Origin of the sequence: Flavobacterium sp., assembly GCF_023151265.1 — a bacterium.
Lineage (GTDB): Bacteria > Bacteroidota > Bacteroidia > Flavobacteriales > Flavobacteriaceae > Flavobacterium.
The window spans coordinates 43,574-57,323 of record NZ_JAKLJH010000008.1; the positions used below are offsets into that span (position 1 = coordinate 43,574).

General features: G+C 32.3%; 18 protein-coding genes. 11 read left to right on the forward strand and 7 right to left on the reverse strand.

The features are described from left to right. Window positions 1-7 precede the first annotated feature (7 nt). Window positions 8-505, reverse strand: a complete 498-nt coding sequence (locus tag L6Q46_RS01650) for a DUF6265 family protein (RefSeq protein WP_291282827.1) — start codon at window positions 503-505, stop codon at window positions 8-10. A gap of 275 nt (window positions 506-780) precedes the next feature. Here L6Q46_RS01650 and ssb (L6Q46_RS01655) point away from each other — a divergent pair, with 275 nt between their 5' ends. The 3 genes from ssb (L6Q46_RS01655) (at window position 781) to L6Q46_RS01665 (ending at window position 2,004) form a co-directional block, all read left to right on the forward strand. Beyond that, complete coding sequence (gene ssb, locus L6Q46_RS01655) at window positions 781-1,101, forward strand: single-stranded DNA-binding protein (RefSeq protein ID WP_288985191.1); 321 nt, start codon at window positions 781-783, stop codon at window positions 1,099-1,101. A gap of 134 nt (window positions 1,102-1,235) precedes the next feature. Then, window positions 1,236-1,559, forward strand: coding sequence for a single-stranded DNA-binding protein (gene ssb, locus L6Q46_RS01660; protein WP_291282828.1), 324 nt, complete (start codon window positions 1,236-1,238; stop codon window positions 1,557-1,559). 7 nt (window positions 1,560-1,566) lie between these two features. Further along, window positions 1,567-2,004 (forward strand): HRDC domain-containing protein, encoded by a 438-nt coding sequence (locus L6Q46_RS01665; protein ID WP_291282829.1) that lies wholly within the window; start codon window positions 1,567-1,569, stop codon window positions 2,002-2,004. Window positions 2,005-2,032: 28 nt separating this feature from the next. On the opposite strand, the gene L6Q46_RS01670 is transcribed toward L6Q46_RS01665, so the two are convergent. The 6 genes from L6Q46_RS01670 to L6Q46_RS01695 form a co-directional block, all read right to left on the reverse strand. After that, window positions 2,033-2,656 (reverse strand): chloramphenicol acetyltransferase, encoded by a 624-nt coding sequence (locus L6Q46_RS01670; RefSeq protein WP_291282830.1) that lies wholly within the window; start codon window positions 2,654-2,656, stop codon window positions 2,033-2,035. Between the two features lie 49 nt (window positions 2,657-2,705). Beyond that, window positions 2,706-2,888, reverse strand: coding sequence for a hypothetical protein (locus L6Q46_RS01675; RefSeq protein ID WP_111566395.1), 183 nt, complete (start codon window positions 2,886-2,888; stop codon window positions 2,706-2,708). A 57-nt stretch (window positions 2,889-2,945) separates the two neighbouring features. Beyond that, window positions 2,946-3,464 (reverse strand): ferritin, encoded by a 519-nt coding sequence (locus L6Q46_RS01680; protein ID WP_111566394.1) that lies wholly within the window; start codon window positions 3,462-3,464, stop codon window positions 2,946-2,948. Window positions 3,465-3,523: 59 nt separating this feature from the next. Beyond that, on the reverse strand, window positions 3,524-4,207 hold the full coding sequence (locus L6Q46_RS01685; protein ID WP_291282831.1) for an HAD family hydrolase: 684 nt from the start codon (window positions 4,205-4,207) through the stop codon (window positions 3,524-3,526). Window positions 4,208-4,217: 10 nt separating this feature from the next. Beyond that, window positions 4,218-6,275: a methionine--tRNA ligase gene (gene metG, locus L6Q46_RS01690; protein WP_291282832.1), complete on the reverse strand. Its 2,058-nt coding sequence runs from the start codon at window positions 6,273-6,275 to the stop codon at window positions 4,218-4,220. An 89-nt stretch (window positions 6,276-6,364) separates the two neighbouring features. Continuing rightward, window positions 6,365-6,742, reverse strand: coding sequence for a GxxExxY protein (locus L6Q46_RS01695; protein ID WP_153201117.1), 378 nt, complete (start codon window positions 6,740-6,742; stop codon window positions 6,365-6,367). Window positions 6,743-6,984: 242 nt separating this feature from the next. Between L6Q46_RS01695 and L6Q46_RS01700 the strand changes: the two genes are divergently transcribed. The 8 genes from L6Q46_RS01700 to L6Q46_RS01735 all read left to right on the forward strand — a co-directional run. After that, window positions 6,985-7,881, forward strand: a complete 897-nt coding sequence (locus L6Q46_RS01700; protein ID WP_291282833.1) for an LD-carboxypeptidase — start codon at window positions 6,985-6,987, stop codon at window positions 7,879-7,881. 30 nt (window positions 7,882-7,911) lie between these two features. After that, on the forward strand, window positions 7,912-8,271 hold the full coding sequence (locus L6Q46_RS01705; protein WP_291282834.1) for a YraN family protein: 360 nt from the start codon (window positions 7,912-7,914) through the stop codon (window positions 8,269-8,271). Between the two features lie 62 nt (window positions 8,272-8,333). Next, on the forward strand, window positions 8,334-8,999 hold the full coding sequence (locus L6Q46_RS01710; protein ID WP_111566389.1) for an aspartate kinase: 666 nt from the start codon (window positions 8,334-8,336) through the stop codon (window positions 8,997-8,999). Window positions 9,000-9,106: 107 nt separating this feature from the next. Continuing rightward, window positions 9,107-11,731: a gliding motility protein gene (locus tag L6Q46_RS01715; RefSeq protein ID WP_291282835.1), complete on the forward strand. Its 2,625-nt coding sequence runs from the start codon at window positions 9,107-9,109 to the stop codon at window positions 11,729-11,731. Window positions 11,732-11,751: 20 nt separating this feature from the next. Beyond that, entirely contained in the window at window positions 11,752-12,111 is a 360-nt protein-coding gene (locus L6Q46_RS01720; protein ID WP_291282836.1) for a polymer-forming cytoskeletal protein, read from the forward strand. Next, on the forward strand, window positions 12,111-12,344 hold the full coding sequence (locus L6Q46_RS01725) for an AtpZ/AtpI family protein (RefSeq protein ID WP_291282837.1): 234 nt from the start codon (window positions 12,111-12,113) through the stop codon (window positions 12,342-12,344). Before L6Q46_RS01720 ends, L6Q46_RS01725 begins: the two co-directional genes overlap by 1 nt. After that, window positions 12,337-12,738, forward strand: a complete 402-nt coding sequence (locus L6Q46_RS01730; protein WP_291282838.1) for a DUF6168 family protein — start codon at window positions 12,337-12,339, stop codon at window positions 12,736-12,738. The genes L6Q46_RS01725 and L6Q46_RS01730 overlap by 8 nt, the downstream gene beginning before the upstream one ends. A gap of 186 nt (window positions 12,739-12,924) precedes the next feature. Beyond that, window positions 12,925-13,750: F0F1 ATP synthase subunit A (locus tag L6Q46_RS01735; protein ID WP_291282839.1), on the forward strand; the 826-nt coding region annotated here is incomplete at its 3' end.

The window sequence follows — 13,750 nt, forward strand, 5'->3', positions numbered from 1 at the left end:
AAAAGAATTACTTCTTAAAATTAAACTTCATTTCTTTACCACTTTCTTCAAAAACTACGTAAAGATTAATTTCGTTATCTGAAATTTTCTCAAAAGTAAATTTGTCAAAATACACATGGGTTGGCGTAACTTTTACCAATCTGAAATTCTCACTCACTTCCGCTTTTTCCCAACCTTTCAATTCGCCGTCAAAATGTTTGAGTTGTAATAAAAGTGTTTTTTCTTTTTCAATAATGTGTCCCAATTCATAGAAAGCAACTTTTCCATCTACTACTAATTTGAAGCTAAACATCATCGAATTTCCAATCGGCTCGCTCCACGTTTCTTGACAAATGCCGCCTAAAGCTTCGCCTGTCCAATTACCCACAATCCATTTTACATCTTGCAAAGTAGCTTTTGGCGAACCTTTTTCATCGTTGTAATTCAAAGTGTTTTGTGCAAAAGCAGTAAACGAACAAATAAAAAGTAAAAAATAAATACTTTTTTGGAAGATTGTTTTTTTCATCTGTAAAGTCTTATAATTAAAGCTAATATACAAAAATATTTTCCATTTACAAACGCTTACAAATATTTACAACCGAAATTAAATGCCTAAATACCGAATAACGTTTTTTTCTTGCCACATCTTTGCAATGTCGAAATGAACGAAAGCAAAATTCAAAAACAAGAGCAAGTTCAAATTTCAAACATTAGATTTTTTAGATTATTTCAATTTCTTAAATCTGTGTTCCAAAAAAGAATCAATATTAATAATTATAAACATTTAAATTTTTACACGCCATGAAAAACAGAGTACAATTAATCGGACATGTAGGTCAAGAACCAGAAATCAAAAACTTAGAATCTGGAAGAGTAGCTAACTTCACTATCGCTACGAATGAAAATTACACCAACGCTAAAGGTGAAAAAGTAGAACAAACCGAATGGCACCGCGTTTCCGCTTGGGGAAAAACAGTAGATATCATTGAAAAATTATTAACCAAAGGAAGTCACGTTGCTATTGAAGGTAAACTAACCCACAGAAGCTACGACGATAAAGATGGAAACAAACGTTATATCACGGAAGTTGTTGCAAACGAGTTGATTTTATTAAGCAAGTAATCAAGTTCAATCCCGAAGCTTCGGGACAAATTCAAAAATCAAGTTCAACACATAGATTTTTTAAATTATTCCAATTTCTTAAATCTGTGTTCCAAAAAAATTCAAGTAACACAAACATTTAAATTTTATACGCCATGAAGAATTCAGTACAATTAATCGGACATGTTGGTCAAGAACCAGAAATCAAAAACCTTGAAGGAGGAAAAAAATTAGCAAACATCAGCATTGCTACAAACGAAGTGTATTATCGTGAAAACGGTGACAAAGTAGAACAAACGCAATGGCACCGAGTAACCGCTTGGGGCAAAACAGCCGAAATTATCGAAAGATTTGTAACCAAAGGAAAAGAAATCGGAATAGAAGGTAAGTTAACTCACAGAAGTTACGACGATAAAGACGGAATCAAACGCTATGTTACAGAAGTTGTTGCAAACGAAATTTTATTAATCGGTAAATAAGGATGTTATGCAAGTTAGAGTATTTTCAATCCGTTTGGATAACGTATTTTTGGAGTACGATCAACAACAATTGAATGCTTTTTTGAATTCGGTTACGTTTAAAAAATCAAGTACGCAATTTGTGGAAAGTGAAGAAGCCCATTGGTCGGTTATTGTTCATTATGAATCAGAAGAAGAACAAAAACCAGAGCGATTAGAACGAAAATCTTTCGAAGATTTGAATCCGAAAGACAAACAAGTTTATGGTTATTTGAATCAGTGGAGAAACGAAAAATCGGAAGCTTTGAAACTGAAAAAGTATATGATTTGTCACAATTCAGAATTAATCGATTTAGCCATGTATAAGCCAAGCAACTTAGATGAATTACAACAAATCAAAGGTTTTGGGAAACAAAAATCGGAACGATTCGGTGAAGATATTTTAGCAATTTTGAATGCCGTTTGAGAAAAGACCACCAGCGAAAGTTGGTGGTTTATTTGTTTAATTCGGTTTGTAATGCTTCGATAAATAAGCCTATATGATAACCATCAATTAACCCATGATGTGCAGTAACTGAAAGCGCCATCGATTTCTTTCCGTTTTCTTCAACCAGTTTTCCATAGGAAATTTTCGGACAACTGTCGGCAACGCCAAAATTTCTAGAATGCGTTAATCCAGTAAAATTGATCCAAGGCACAGCCGAAAAATGAATAATGTTTTCAGGATACTCTCTCGTTAAAATTCCAGTAGTCGTTTGGATTCTTTCAATTTCTTTTTGGACTATTTTATTAAATTCGTGAATATCTTCATGAAATTTCATAAACGAAAAACCAAAAGTCTTATCTTCTCTCATAATAGTAGCAGAAGCGTCAATTTCATTGTATAGAAACACATCATCACCTTCGATTCTGTATCTAAAATTTTCAATTTGATTTACCGCTGCAAGAGTCTTATGAAGATAATATACAAAAAATGAAATTTGCATTGCCTTCGCTTTTTCATAAGCAATCGTACAATCAATGGCTGTTGTAATTCCAAAAAACGGTTCTTGGAAGGCTGAGAAGAATTCCAAATGTCCTTTTCGGTTCCAGTTGTTTAAATCAATTTTTGTTTTCAATGTAGTGTATGGTTATAAAACACAAAACCTTCTCGGTTAAGGAGAAGGTTTAGGATGCTTTTTTAATTAAATCAAACATTGGGCAACGTTTACAGCGTTTGTGTTCGCCTTTTTCAAATTTGCCACAACATTTTGATTTGCAGTTTTCTGCAATTTTTATATCGGCTAAAAGAAGTTGTTGTTTTTGCTTCTTCTTTTTCTTTTTGTCCTTCTTTTTCTCTTCTTTGCTCATCAGAAATTCATTTGACTCTGCAAAGATAATATTATTTTTAAATATTCTAAATAAAAATTACTGCGGATTTATTGAAATCGAACTAGTTACTGCTAATTGTTGAATATCACGGTCAAATAAGTATAATCCACCTCGGTCTTCGCCAATTAAATTGATTTTATCTAAAATAGTTTTTGCTTGTGCTTCTTCTTCAATTTGTTCCGCTACATACCATTGTAAGAAATTGTGAGTAGCGTAATCTTTTTCGGTTAGCGTTGTATGAACCAATTCGTTGATAGAATTTGAAACAAAACATTCGTGCTCGTACAATTCTTCAAACATTTCTTTGAATGTTCCAAATTTGGTTTTCGGAGCTTTTAAATCGGTGATTTCGGCATGACCACCTCTTTCGTTTACATATTTTACCAATTTTAGCATGTGCGAACGCTCTTCGTCAGACTGATTGTACATGAATTGAGCTACACCTTCTAAGCCTTGAATTTCAGCCCAACAAGCCATTGATAAATAAATTTGTGAAGATTCGGCTTCTATTCTAATTTGCTTATTTAAAGCATTTGCGATATTATTTGTCAACATATTTCTTTGAATTTTCGTAAAGTTAAGAAAATAAAATGAGTTCCAACAAATGAAAAATCTTATACAATTGTTAAGATTTCTTCGATGGAGGCGAATGATTTGAAATTTTCGTGTTTAATCTCAAAATCAATTTTCTCGTATTCCCAAGTAGTGTGATACGGAATGTGAATTGCATGCCCGCGAATATTTAAAATAGGCAAAACGTCTGATTTTAAGGAATTTCCAATCATAAGAAAATCTTCAGGTTTGCAATCTAATCGAATTAGCATTTTTTCGTAATCCAATTCGGCTTTATCACTCAACACTTCAATATGATGAAAATAGTGTCCAATTCCCGAATCGTGTAACTTACGATGTTGGTCTTTTAAATCGCCTTTGGTGGCAACGACCAATTTATATTTCCCTTTTAATTGTTCTAAAACGGATTCTACATTAGGTAACAATTCGACTGGTTTTTGCAATAAATCCTTTCCAATGGCTAAAATTTGCTCAATTCCTTTTCCCAAAATTTGATGATTTGTCAATTGCAAAGCAGTTTCAATCATTGACAAGGTAAACGCTTTAATTCCGAAACCATACAAAGGCAAATTTTTAACCTGATGATTCAAAATCAATCCCAAAATTTCCTGACTCGAAGCATAATCTTGAAACAAAACACAAAAGCGTTCTTGCGCCTCATCGAAATAAGGTTCGTTGTGCCATAAAGTGTCGTCTGCGTCGAAAGCGATTATTTTTGGGTTCATATTTTTTGTATTAAGAAATCATCGCGCCATTAATCACGCCTTCCGCATCTGGGTTTACGAAAACCAATTTACCTTCTGCATTGTTCGTTAATAACAACAAGCCTTCACTTTCTACGCCTCGTAAAGCTCTCGGTGCTAAGTTTACTAAAACCGTTACGCGTTTTCCAATTACTTCTTCTGGTGTAAAGTGCTCTGCGATTCCAGAAACGATGGTTCTTACATCAATTCCAGTATCTACTTTTAAAACCAATAACTTATTGGCTTTTGGCATTTTTTCAGCTTCAATAATCGTTCCAATTCGTAAATCTATTTTTGCAAAATCTTCGAACGAAGCCGTTTCTTTTTGCGGTTCAGCTTTTGCGTTTTCCACTTTGTTTGCGGTTTTAGTTGCTTCTAATTTGTCTAATTGTTTTTGGATTTCGGCATCTTCAATTTGAGCAAACAAGATTTCGGCTTGACCTATTTGATGTCCAGCTGGTAATAAATCTGTTTTAGTCGTTACATCGTTCCAAGCTAAAGCATCGATTTTTAGAATATTCGATAATTTCTTAGCCGTAAAAGGTAAAAATGGTTCTGATAAAACCGCTAAAGCAGAAGCAATTTGTAATGCCACATACATTTGCGCTTGAACTCTTGCCGGATTTTCTTTTACCATTTTCCATGGTTCTTCATCCGCTAAATATTTGTTTCCTAAACGAGCAACATTCATTAATTCGCCCAATGCTTCTCTAAATCGGTAACGCTCAATTGAACTTGAAATTACGGCTGGATACGCTTTTAATTCAGTTAATGTTTGTTCGTCAACTTCTGAGAATTCGTTTGGAGCTGGAACAATTCCGTTGTAATATTTATTGGTTAACACCACGACACGATTGATGAAATTTCCAAAAATCGCTGCTAATTCGTTATTATTTCTCGCTTGAAAATCCTTCCAAGTGAAGTCGTTATCTTTAGTTTCAGGCGCATTTGCTGTTAATGCATAACGCAATGAATCTTGTTTTTCTGGGAAATCTTGTAAATATTCGTGCAACCAAACTGCCCAGTTTTTAGAAGTCGATAATTTATTTCCTTCTAAATTTAAAAATTCGTTTGCTGGAACATTATCAGGTAAAATGTAACTTCCTTCTGCTTTTAACATCGCTGGGAAAATAATACAATGGAACACGATATTGTCTTTTCCAATGAAATGAACCAATTTTGTATCGGCATCTTTCCAATACGGTTCCCAATCTTTTCCTTCGCGAGCCGCCCATTCTTTGGTTGACGAAATGTAGCCAATTGGCGCATCAAACCAAACGTATAATTTTTTTCCTTCGGCACCTTCTACTGGAACATCGATTCCCCAATCCAAATCACGTGTTACCGCTCTTGGCTCTAAGCCACCATCAACCCACGATTTTACTTGTCCGTAAACATTTGGTTTCCAGTCGTTTTTATGACCTTCTAAAATCCATTCTCTTAAGAACGATTCGTAACGATTTAAAGGTAAAAACCAGTGTTTCGTTTCTTTTTTGATGGGAGTTGTTCCAGTGATTGTCGATTTCGGGTTGATTAAGTCCGTCGCATTTAAAGTCGAACCACATTTTTCACATTGATCGCCGTAAGCTTCAGGATTGTCACATTTTGGACAAGTTCCCGTTACGAAACGGTCTGCTAAAAATTGGTCAGCTTTTGCATCGTATAATTGTTCGGTTGTTTCTTCGATGAAATCACCATTATCGTATAATTTTTTGAAAAATTCCGAAGCCGTTTTATGATGAATCTCGGCAGAAGTTCTAGAATAATTATCAAAAGAAATTCCGAAATCTAAAAACGATTGACGAATAATTCCGTCATATTTATCAATTACTTGTTGTGGTGTAATACCTTCTTTTTTCGCTTTCATGGAAATCGCCACACCGTGCTCGTCGCTTCCGCAAATGAAAGCCACATCTTTTCCTTGCAAACGTAAATATCTTGCATAAATATCAGAAGGAACATAAACACCTGCTAAATGTCCAATGTGAATAGGGCCATTTGTATAAGGTAAAGCCGCAGTAATAGTATATCTTTTCGGATTTTCTAACATAATTTTTTTATTTTAACGCAAAGACGCTAAGTTTTTCGCAAAGCTTTGCAAAGAATTTTTAAGTTTTAAAAGTGCAAATGTCGTGAAAATTATAATTTATTCACAACTCGTCTGATACCTTCTTTTAAAAGAACGGAATTAAAGTTTAAAAGTAAGCCTAATTTGAAGTTGCCTAGCCTTAAATAAGTTAAAGTTTGAGCAAAATGAAGTTCGGAAAGTTCTTCAACACTTTTTAATTCTAAAACGAGTTTATCCTCTACAAGTAAATCTATTCTGTATCCGCAATCTAGTTTTACTTCTTCGAAAATCAATGGAATTGATTTTTCTTTTTCAACTTTAAATCCTGCTTGTACAAGTTTATAATAAAGACATTCTTTATAGGTATTTTCAAGTAAGCCAGGACCTAATGCATTGTGAACTTCAATGGCAATTCCAATAACTTTGTTTGAGATTTCATTTTCTGTCATTTTTCCTTTTTTTAACTTGGCGAAAAACTTCTAAACTTTGCGTTAAATTTTGAACAACTGAAGTGTTAATTTAAGAGAGTAAAGACTATTTTATTAAAAACTGAAACAAAAATAATCGATTAGTGACGAAATCCCGAATTTTAATTGGATTTTGTTTACTTTTGAGTTAATAAAATCTGACGATGTATAGATTTATTTTGATACTTATTTTAATTTCAAACTTTTCTCATTCGCAAAAGAAAATGAAAATTCCACCTTATCTTAAAAAAGGCGACACAGTTGCTATTGTTTGTACGGCTCGTAAATTTTTTCCAGAAGATGCAAAACCCGCTATTGAATTATTAGCATCTTGGGGTTTAAAAGCCAAATTAGGGAGAACCATAGGTTTAGATAGTTGCCAACTTGGTGGAACTGATGCCGAAAGAATAGCCGATTTTCAAGAAATGATGGACGACGATAATATCAAAGCCATTTGGTGTGCGCGTGGAGGTTATGGGACGGTTCGAATTATCGATTCATTAGATTTTACCAAATTCAAAAAGCATCCGAAATGGATTATGGGTTTTTCTGATGTTACCGTTTTGCACAGTCAATTGAATGTTGAACGAGTTGCGACTTTGCATTCGATTATGCCATTTACAGTTCCAAAAGCACCAGAAGAAGTGAAAGAAACGTTGCGAAAAGCGCTTTTTGGTGAAGTTATTTCCTATACAATTCCATCAAAACCATATGATGTAAAAGGAAAAGCTTCGGGTGAATTAGTAGGTGGAAACATTTCGATTTTATATAGTTTATTGGGTTCAAAATCATCGATTGATACGAAAGGAAAAATTCTATTTATTGAAGATTTGGATGAGTATTTGTATCACATCGACAGAATGATGTACAACTTAAAACGTAACGGTTATTTCGAAAATGTAAAAGGAATTATTGTGGGAAGTATGGCCGATATGCACGATAATGAAATTCCGTTCGGGCAAAACGAAGTGCAAATTATTACTGCGATTGCCAAAGAATATAACATTCCAATTGCTTTTGAATTTCCAGCGGGACATCAAAAAGACAACCGAACATTGATTCTTGGAAAGCAAGTTGATTTTGAAGTGAATGACAAAGAAGTAAAATTGATTTTTGATTGATGATTAACGATTGCTGATTTAAGAAATAAAATGGCTGAACACAACGATTTAGGAAAATTTGGAGAAGAATTAGCAGTTGATTTCTTGGAAAAAAACGGCTACGAAATCTTGGAAACCAATTGGGTTTTTGACAAAGCCGAAATCGATATTATTGCTCAAAAAAATGGAATACTAGCCGTTGTTGAAGTAAAAACGCGTTCGAGTATTGATTTTGGTTTGCCTCAAGATTTTGTAAAACCTAAGAAAATTCAATTATTGGTAAAAGCCATTAATGAATACGTTATCCAAAATGATTTAGATGTAGAAGTTCGATTTGATATTGTTGCAATTCACAAAGAAAAATCTGATTTTGTTATAGAACATATTGAAGAAGCATTTTATTATTTTTAATGTTAAATTTATAACAATTTGTTTTTTGTTTTTATCTTTGCGCCAAACAAACAACTAAAAACATGAAAACTATATCCTCTGTAGTAGAACAATACATTAAATCGAAGCCTTTTTTATTGAGTTCACTTTCGCAAGGCATTATCAATTTAACATCTTTAGCTCGCATTATGATGCCAGAATTGGAAATGCATCTAGGAAAAGATGTAAAACAAGGTGCCGTTGTAATGTCGTTAAAAAGACTTTCTGAAGAATTAGATTTCAAAATCAACTATAAAATTTCAAAAGTTTTAAAGAATATTGGAGAAATAACGGTTCGTTCTTCGTTAACAGATTTCACTTATGTAATTTCGGACACTCTTTTAGATAATCAAGCCAAATTGATTTCTGAAATTAATAAGCAACAAGATATTTTTTACACTTCGTCTCGTGGTGTTAATGAAACTAATATCGTTACGAGTACTTCGATTGAACCAATGGTGGAAGCTATTTTCAAAAACGAGAAGTTAACTCACAAAATTGAAAATTTATCTTCTATAACGGTTAAATTACCACAGGAAAACATTTCAACTCCAGGGGTTTATTACTATATTTTCCAAAGATTGGCTTGGGAAGGAATTATCATTCATGAAGTAATTTCAACTACAAATGAATTTACAATTATAGTTAGTGATGATCAAATTGATGTAGCATTTAAGGTAATAAAAGACCTAAAAAATGTATTTGATTAATAAAAAATCTCCTATTTTTTTTCACATCAAAAAAAGAAACGTATTTTTACCATTCTATACATACTAAAAAGTGATTTTAGTAGTTTAAGTACAAAAACGTTTTTACATTGAAAAGCACTATATTTAAATACTCTCTTGTCGTAGGTTTTTTGTTTTTTTTAATAGCCTGTTCTGTTAAAAAAGATAAGTTTATTAACCGAAATTTTCACGCTGTTACTACAGAATACAACGTTTTATATAACGGAAATATTGCATTAGATAAAGGGTTAGAGGAATTGAAAACCACTTATCAAGATAATTTTTGGGAGATTTTACCTGTTGAGCGAATGCCAAATAATGAAGACGCTTTACTGCCAGGTCAAACAAAAAATCAAAATTTTGAGCGTGCCGAAGAAAAAGCAGTAAAAGCCATTCAAAAACACTCTATGAATATTGCGGGTACTGAGAAAAATCCACAAATGGATGAAGCTTATTTGTTACTTGCCAAAGCGCGTTACTATGACAATCGATTTATCCCTTCACTAGAGTCGTTAAATTACATTTTGTATAAATATCCATTAAGTGATCGCATTTATCATGCTAAAGTATGGCGTGAAAAAGTTAACATTCGATTGGATAATGAAGATGTTGCTATCAAAAATCTTAAATTACTTTTAAAAGATAAAAAAATTGAAGGACAAGATTTAGCTGATGCAAACGCTATGTTGGCGCAAGCTTACATGAATGTTCAGGTTAAAGATACCGCAATTGCTTCGTTAAAAGTAGCAAAAGAAGCCACAAAAAATAATGAAGAAAAAGCACGTTATACTTTTATTTTAGGACAATTATATGAAAGCCTAAATTATCAAGATAGTGCTTATGCTGCATTTCAGGAGGTAATAGAGATGAATAGAAAATCGCCAAGACGATACGTTATTCAATCGCATGCAAAACAAGCTCTTCAATTTGATTATAAAAAAGGCGATACGTTAGCTTTTGTTGAAAAGTTCACTAAACTTTTAGAAGACAGAGAAAATCGCCCTTATTTAGATATTTTACATCATCAAATGGGAATTTTTTATGACAAACAAGGTTTAAATGAAAAGGCAAAATTTTACTACAATAAATCAATAAAATCAGTTTCTCAAGACAGTTATTTGATTTCTTCAAACTATAGAAATATTGGAGAAATTTATTTTAAAGAAGCCCAATACAAAACAGCTGGTAAATATTACGATAGTACTTTATTACGATTAAACGATAAAACTAGAGAATATCGTAAGATTAAGAAAAAAAGAGATAATTTAGAAGATGTTATTAAGTATGAAACCATTGCACAACAAAATGACAGTATATTAAATGTTGTTGCAATGAATGATTTAGATAGAAAAACATACTACGAAAACTATATCGCTAAATTAAAAATTGAAGACGAGAAAAAGGCTAAAATAGCGGCTGAAAAAGCAGAAAAAGAAGCAAATATTCAAGCCAGTCTTAACACTCCAGGAACTAACGATAAAAATGTAAATATATCTGGTAAAAAAGATGTCCAAAGCATGGATATTGCAGGACCATCAATATTACCTCCAGGAATGGGAGCAGATAATAGCAACTTCTATTTTTATAATCCAGTAGCGGTAGAGTTTGGAAAAAAAGAGTTTCAATCCAGATGGGGAAAACGTCCATTAAGTGATAATTGGAGATTGTCTTCTAGTGGATTAAAAAATACTGATAATGAAAATACTGATAGTCTTTCAATTGACCAAAAAGACATTTCAGATAAAGAAGAATTAAATCCAAAATACGATCCGCAATTTTATTTGGCTCAAATTCCAACAGACCAAAAATTAATTGATAGTTTGGCAAAAGATAGAAACTTTGCGTATTATCAGTTAGGATTAATTTATAAGGAAAAATTCAAAGAATACGAATTAGCGGCTTCTCGCTTAGAGCAATTATTGAAGAACAAACCCGAAGAACGTTTGGTGCTTCCGGCGATGTACAATTTGTACAAAATATATCAGCAAATTTCGCCTTCAAAAGCAACTGATATGAAGCAACAAATTTTAGCAAAATATCCTGATAGTCGTTATGCTCAAATATTAAACAATCCAGAAGTTGAAGTTACCGATAGCGATAACCCAGAAATCGTATTCAATACATTATACAAGAAGTTTGAAAACAATCAGCTGAGAGAAGTTTTTGTAGAAGTAGATGAAGCTATTTTTAAATTTGCTGGAGAAGAATCGCTTCCTAAATTTGAAATGCTAAAAGCTAAAGTTGCAGGAAGATTAAAAGGGGTTGAAGAATATAAAAAAGCTCTAAATTTTGTAGCCTTAACTTATCCAAATGCCGAAGAAGGAAAACAAGCCGAAAAAATGGTACAAACCGAAGTGCCGTTAATTGAAGCGCTTGATTTTGGTGTGTCACAACCAACGAGTTACAAAATTATCTTCCCTAAAACGTATCCTTACGAAAAAGAGGTTAAAAACTTGACAGATAAGGTTGCTAAGTATATCAAAGACACTAATGCAGTTGCATTAAAATCATCTGAAGATATTTATACACTGACTGATAATTTTATTGTAATTCATGGTTTTGATAATAAAGATGCTGCCATTTCAGTGTTGTCAGTATTACAATTGCATAAAAATTATAAACTAACCGACAAAGTTTATATTATTTCAACTGAGGATTACAAGATTGTACAAATGAAAAAGAAGTTGGAAGAATGGATTTTGTTAAATAAATAAGAACCCAAATCCCTATTAATATGTTTGAAAAAGTAAAGAATCAAGATCATTTATTAGGCAAAACAAATAGAATTGTAGAAGGAACTACTATTACAGGTGACATAACTACTTTCGCCGATTTTAGACTAGACGGAAAATTAAAAGGAAATTTCACTTCCGAAGGAAAAATTGTAATTGGACCAACAGGAGAGGTCATTGGTGATATTGTTTGTAAAAGTATCGATATTGAAGGTGTTTTTTCAGGAAAGCTACAAGCTGAAGGAATGCTAAATGTAAAATCAAAAGCACATATAACAGGAGAAGTAATCGTTGGAAAACTCGCAGTAGAACCAGGAGCTCGATTTGAAGCCAGTTGCGAAATGAGAACCCATAACAAATAATGGATTCAAACAATAAAAAACAATCTAATAAGTGGTTAGTTTTTATGAACATCCCATTTCAAATGGGATTGATTATTTTTTTAGGAGTCGTGTTAGGGCAATGGTTAGATGAAAAATTTAAAATTGAAGGTTCTGTATTAACTATAGTTTTTTCATTGTTAGCTGTTTTTGTGGCGCTTTACAATGTAATTCGACAGGTTAACAAAATGAGTAATGATAAAAAGAATGATTAAAAAAATTACACGTCTGTTCGTTTATTTAGTTCCTTTAACGGTATTGCTATACTTTGTTCAACAATACGTTTTAAGTTCTTATTTTAATCAAATCGAATTTAAATTATCGCCTTTTTCAATTTATTTATTTCACTTTTTAACGGTTACTGTTTCGTACATTTTATTGGTGTTAGTAAATAAGTATTTTTTTCAACAAACAGGATATGCTTTTCTAGCGTTTGGAATCATCAAAATGGGACTTTCGGTGTTCTTTTTAATGCCTGTTATTGATTCTGATATTGCTAATAAAATTCCGGATGTGTTGTCGTTTTTTATACCTTTTTTTGTTTTTCTGCTATTAGAAACCATTTTTTCGGTTAATTTACTGAATAGTTCCGATTTGAAAGAAAACTAGTAAAAAGGGTTTTTGGCTTACTTTTTTTAAAAATTATAATAATAAGTTTTCATTTTTTAATTAATAATGTACCTTTGCACAAAATTTAGAGGAAATAAATTTTACTATTATTAGTATAAGTATATGAGAATAGCAAATCGCACAATTCAATTTTTGTTTTCGTTATCATTTTTGATTTTACCATTAATGGCTTCTGCGAGCGGAGGACATTCAGAATCAGCTGATAAAGAGTTTAGCGCTACAGAACTTATTAATTCACACATTGGAGATTCTCACGAGTTTCACATAGCTGATTGGAATGGTCACGCAATTTCGTTGCCATTACCTATTATTTTATGGACAGATAATGGATTAGAGATTTTTTCTGCTTCAGAATTTCACCATGACAATACAGGTCATCATGTAGCAAAAGAAAAATTTGTAAGATATAATGAAGTAATTTTTTATGCTGACAAATTTGAAACGTTAAAAGAAGAAGATAAAAGTGCTTTTAATTTTGCAGCTCGTCCTTTAGATTTTTCTATTACTAAAAATGTTTTCTCAATGCTAATGTCTGTTATCATTCTTTTAGTATTGTTTATTACTGTGGCTCGTTCTTATAAGAAAAACAGTATGGCTCCAAAAGGCTTAGCTGGTTTCTTAGAACCATTAGTAATTTTTGTTAGAGATGATATTGCAATTCCTAATATTGGGGAAAAGAAGTATGGAAAATACATGCCATATCTATTAACTATCTTTTTCTTCATTTGGATTAATAACTTAATTGGTTTAATTCCTTTCTTCCCATTTAGTTCTAACTTAACTGGAAATATTTACTTTACTTTTGTAATGGCATTTATTACATTTTTGATTACAACTTTAAGTGCTAACAAAGCATATTGGGGACACATTTTTGCACCACCCGTGCCAAAAGCGTTATATCCAATTATGTGGCCAGTTGAGATTATTGGAATGTTTACAAAACCATTCGCATTAATGATTCGTTTATTCGCTAACATTACTGCAGGTCACA

Excerpts from the sequence above, each read along its gene's own strand:
- L6Q46_RS01730 (WP_291282838.1), top strand. The coding sequence starts at position 12,337 with ATGATTAAAAAAATTACACGTCTGTTCGTTTATTTAGTTCCTTTAACG.
- L6Q46_RS01695 (WP_153201117.1), bottom strand. The coding sequence starts at position 6,742 with ATGACAGAAAATGAAATCTCAAACAAAGTTATTGGAATTGCCATTGAA.
- L6Q46_RS01710 (WP_111566389.1), top strand. The coding sequence starts at position 8,334 with ATGAAAACTATATCCTCTGTAGTAGAACAATACATTAAATCGAAGCCT.
- L6Q46_RS01680 (WP_111566394.1), bottom strand. The coding sequence starts at position 3,464 with ATGTTGACAAATAATATCGCAAATGCTTTAAATAAGCAAATTAGAATA.
- L6Q46_RS01685 (WP_291282831.1), bottom strand. The coding sequence starts at position 4,207 with ATGAACCCAAAAATAATCGCTTTCGACGCAGACGACACTTTATGGCAC.
- ssb (WP_288985191.1), top strand. The coding sequence starts at position 781 with ATGAAAAACAGAGTACAATTAATCGGACATGTAGGTCAAGAACCAGAA.
- L6Q46_RS01725 (WP_291282837.1), top strand. The coding sequence starts at position 12,111 with ATGGATTCAAACAATAAAAAACAATCTAATAAGTGGTTAGTTTTTATG.
- L6Q46_RS01675 (WP_111566395.1), bottom strand. The coding sequence starts at position 2,888 with ATGAGCAAAGAAGAGAAAAAGAAGGACAAAAAGAAAAAGAAGAAGCAA.
- L6Q46_RS01720 (WP_291282836.1), top strand. The coding sequence starts at position 11,752 with ATGTTTGAAAAAGTAAAGAATCAAGATCATTTATTAGGCAAAACAAAT.
- ssb (WP_291282828.1), top strand. The coding sequence starts at position 1,236 with ATGAAGAATTCAGTACAATTAATCGGACATGTTGGTCAAGAACCAGAA.
- L6Q46_RS01700 (WP_291282833.1), top strand. The coding sequence starts at position 6,985 with ATGAAAATTCCACCTTATCTTAAAAAAGGCGACACAGTTGCTATTGTT.
- L6Q46_RS01705 (WP_291282834.1), top strand. The coding sequence starts at position 7,912 with ATGGCTGAACACAACGATTTAGGAAAATTTGGAGAAGAATTAGCAGTT.
- L6Q46_RS01650 (WP_291282827.1), bottom strand. The coding sequence starts at position 505 with ATGAAAAAAACAATCTTCCAAAAAAGTATTTATTTTTTACTTTTTATT.
- L6Q46_RS01665 (WP_291282829.1), top strand. The coding sequence starts at position 1,567 with ATGCAAGTTAGAGTATTTTCAATCCGTTTGGATAACGTATTTTTGGAG.
- metG (WP_291282832.1), bottom strand. The coding sequence starts at position 6,275 with ATGTTAGAAAATCCGAAAAGATATACTATTACTGCGGCTTTACCTTAT.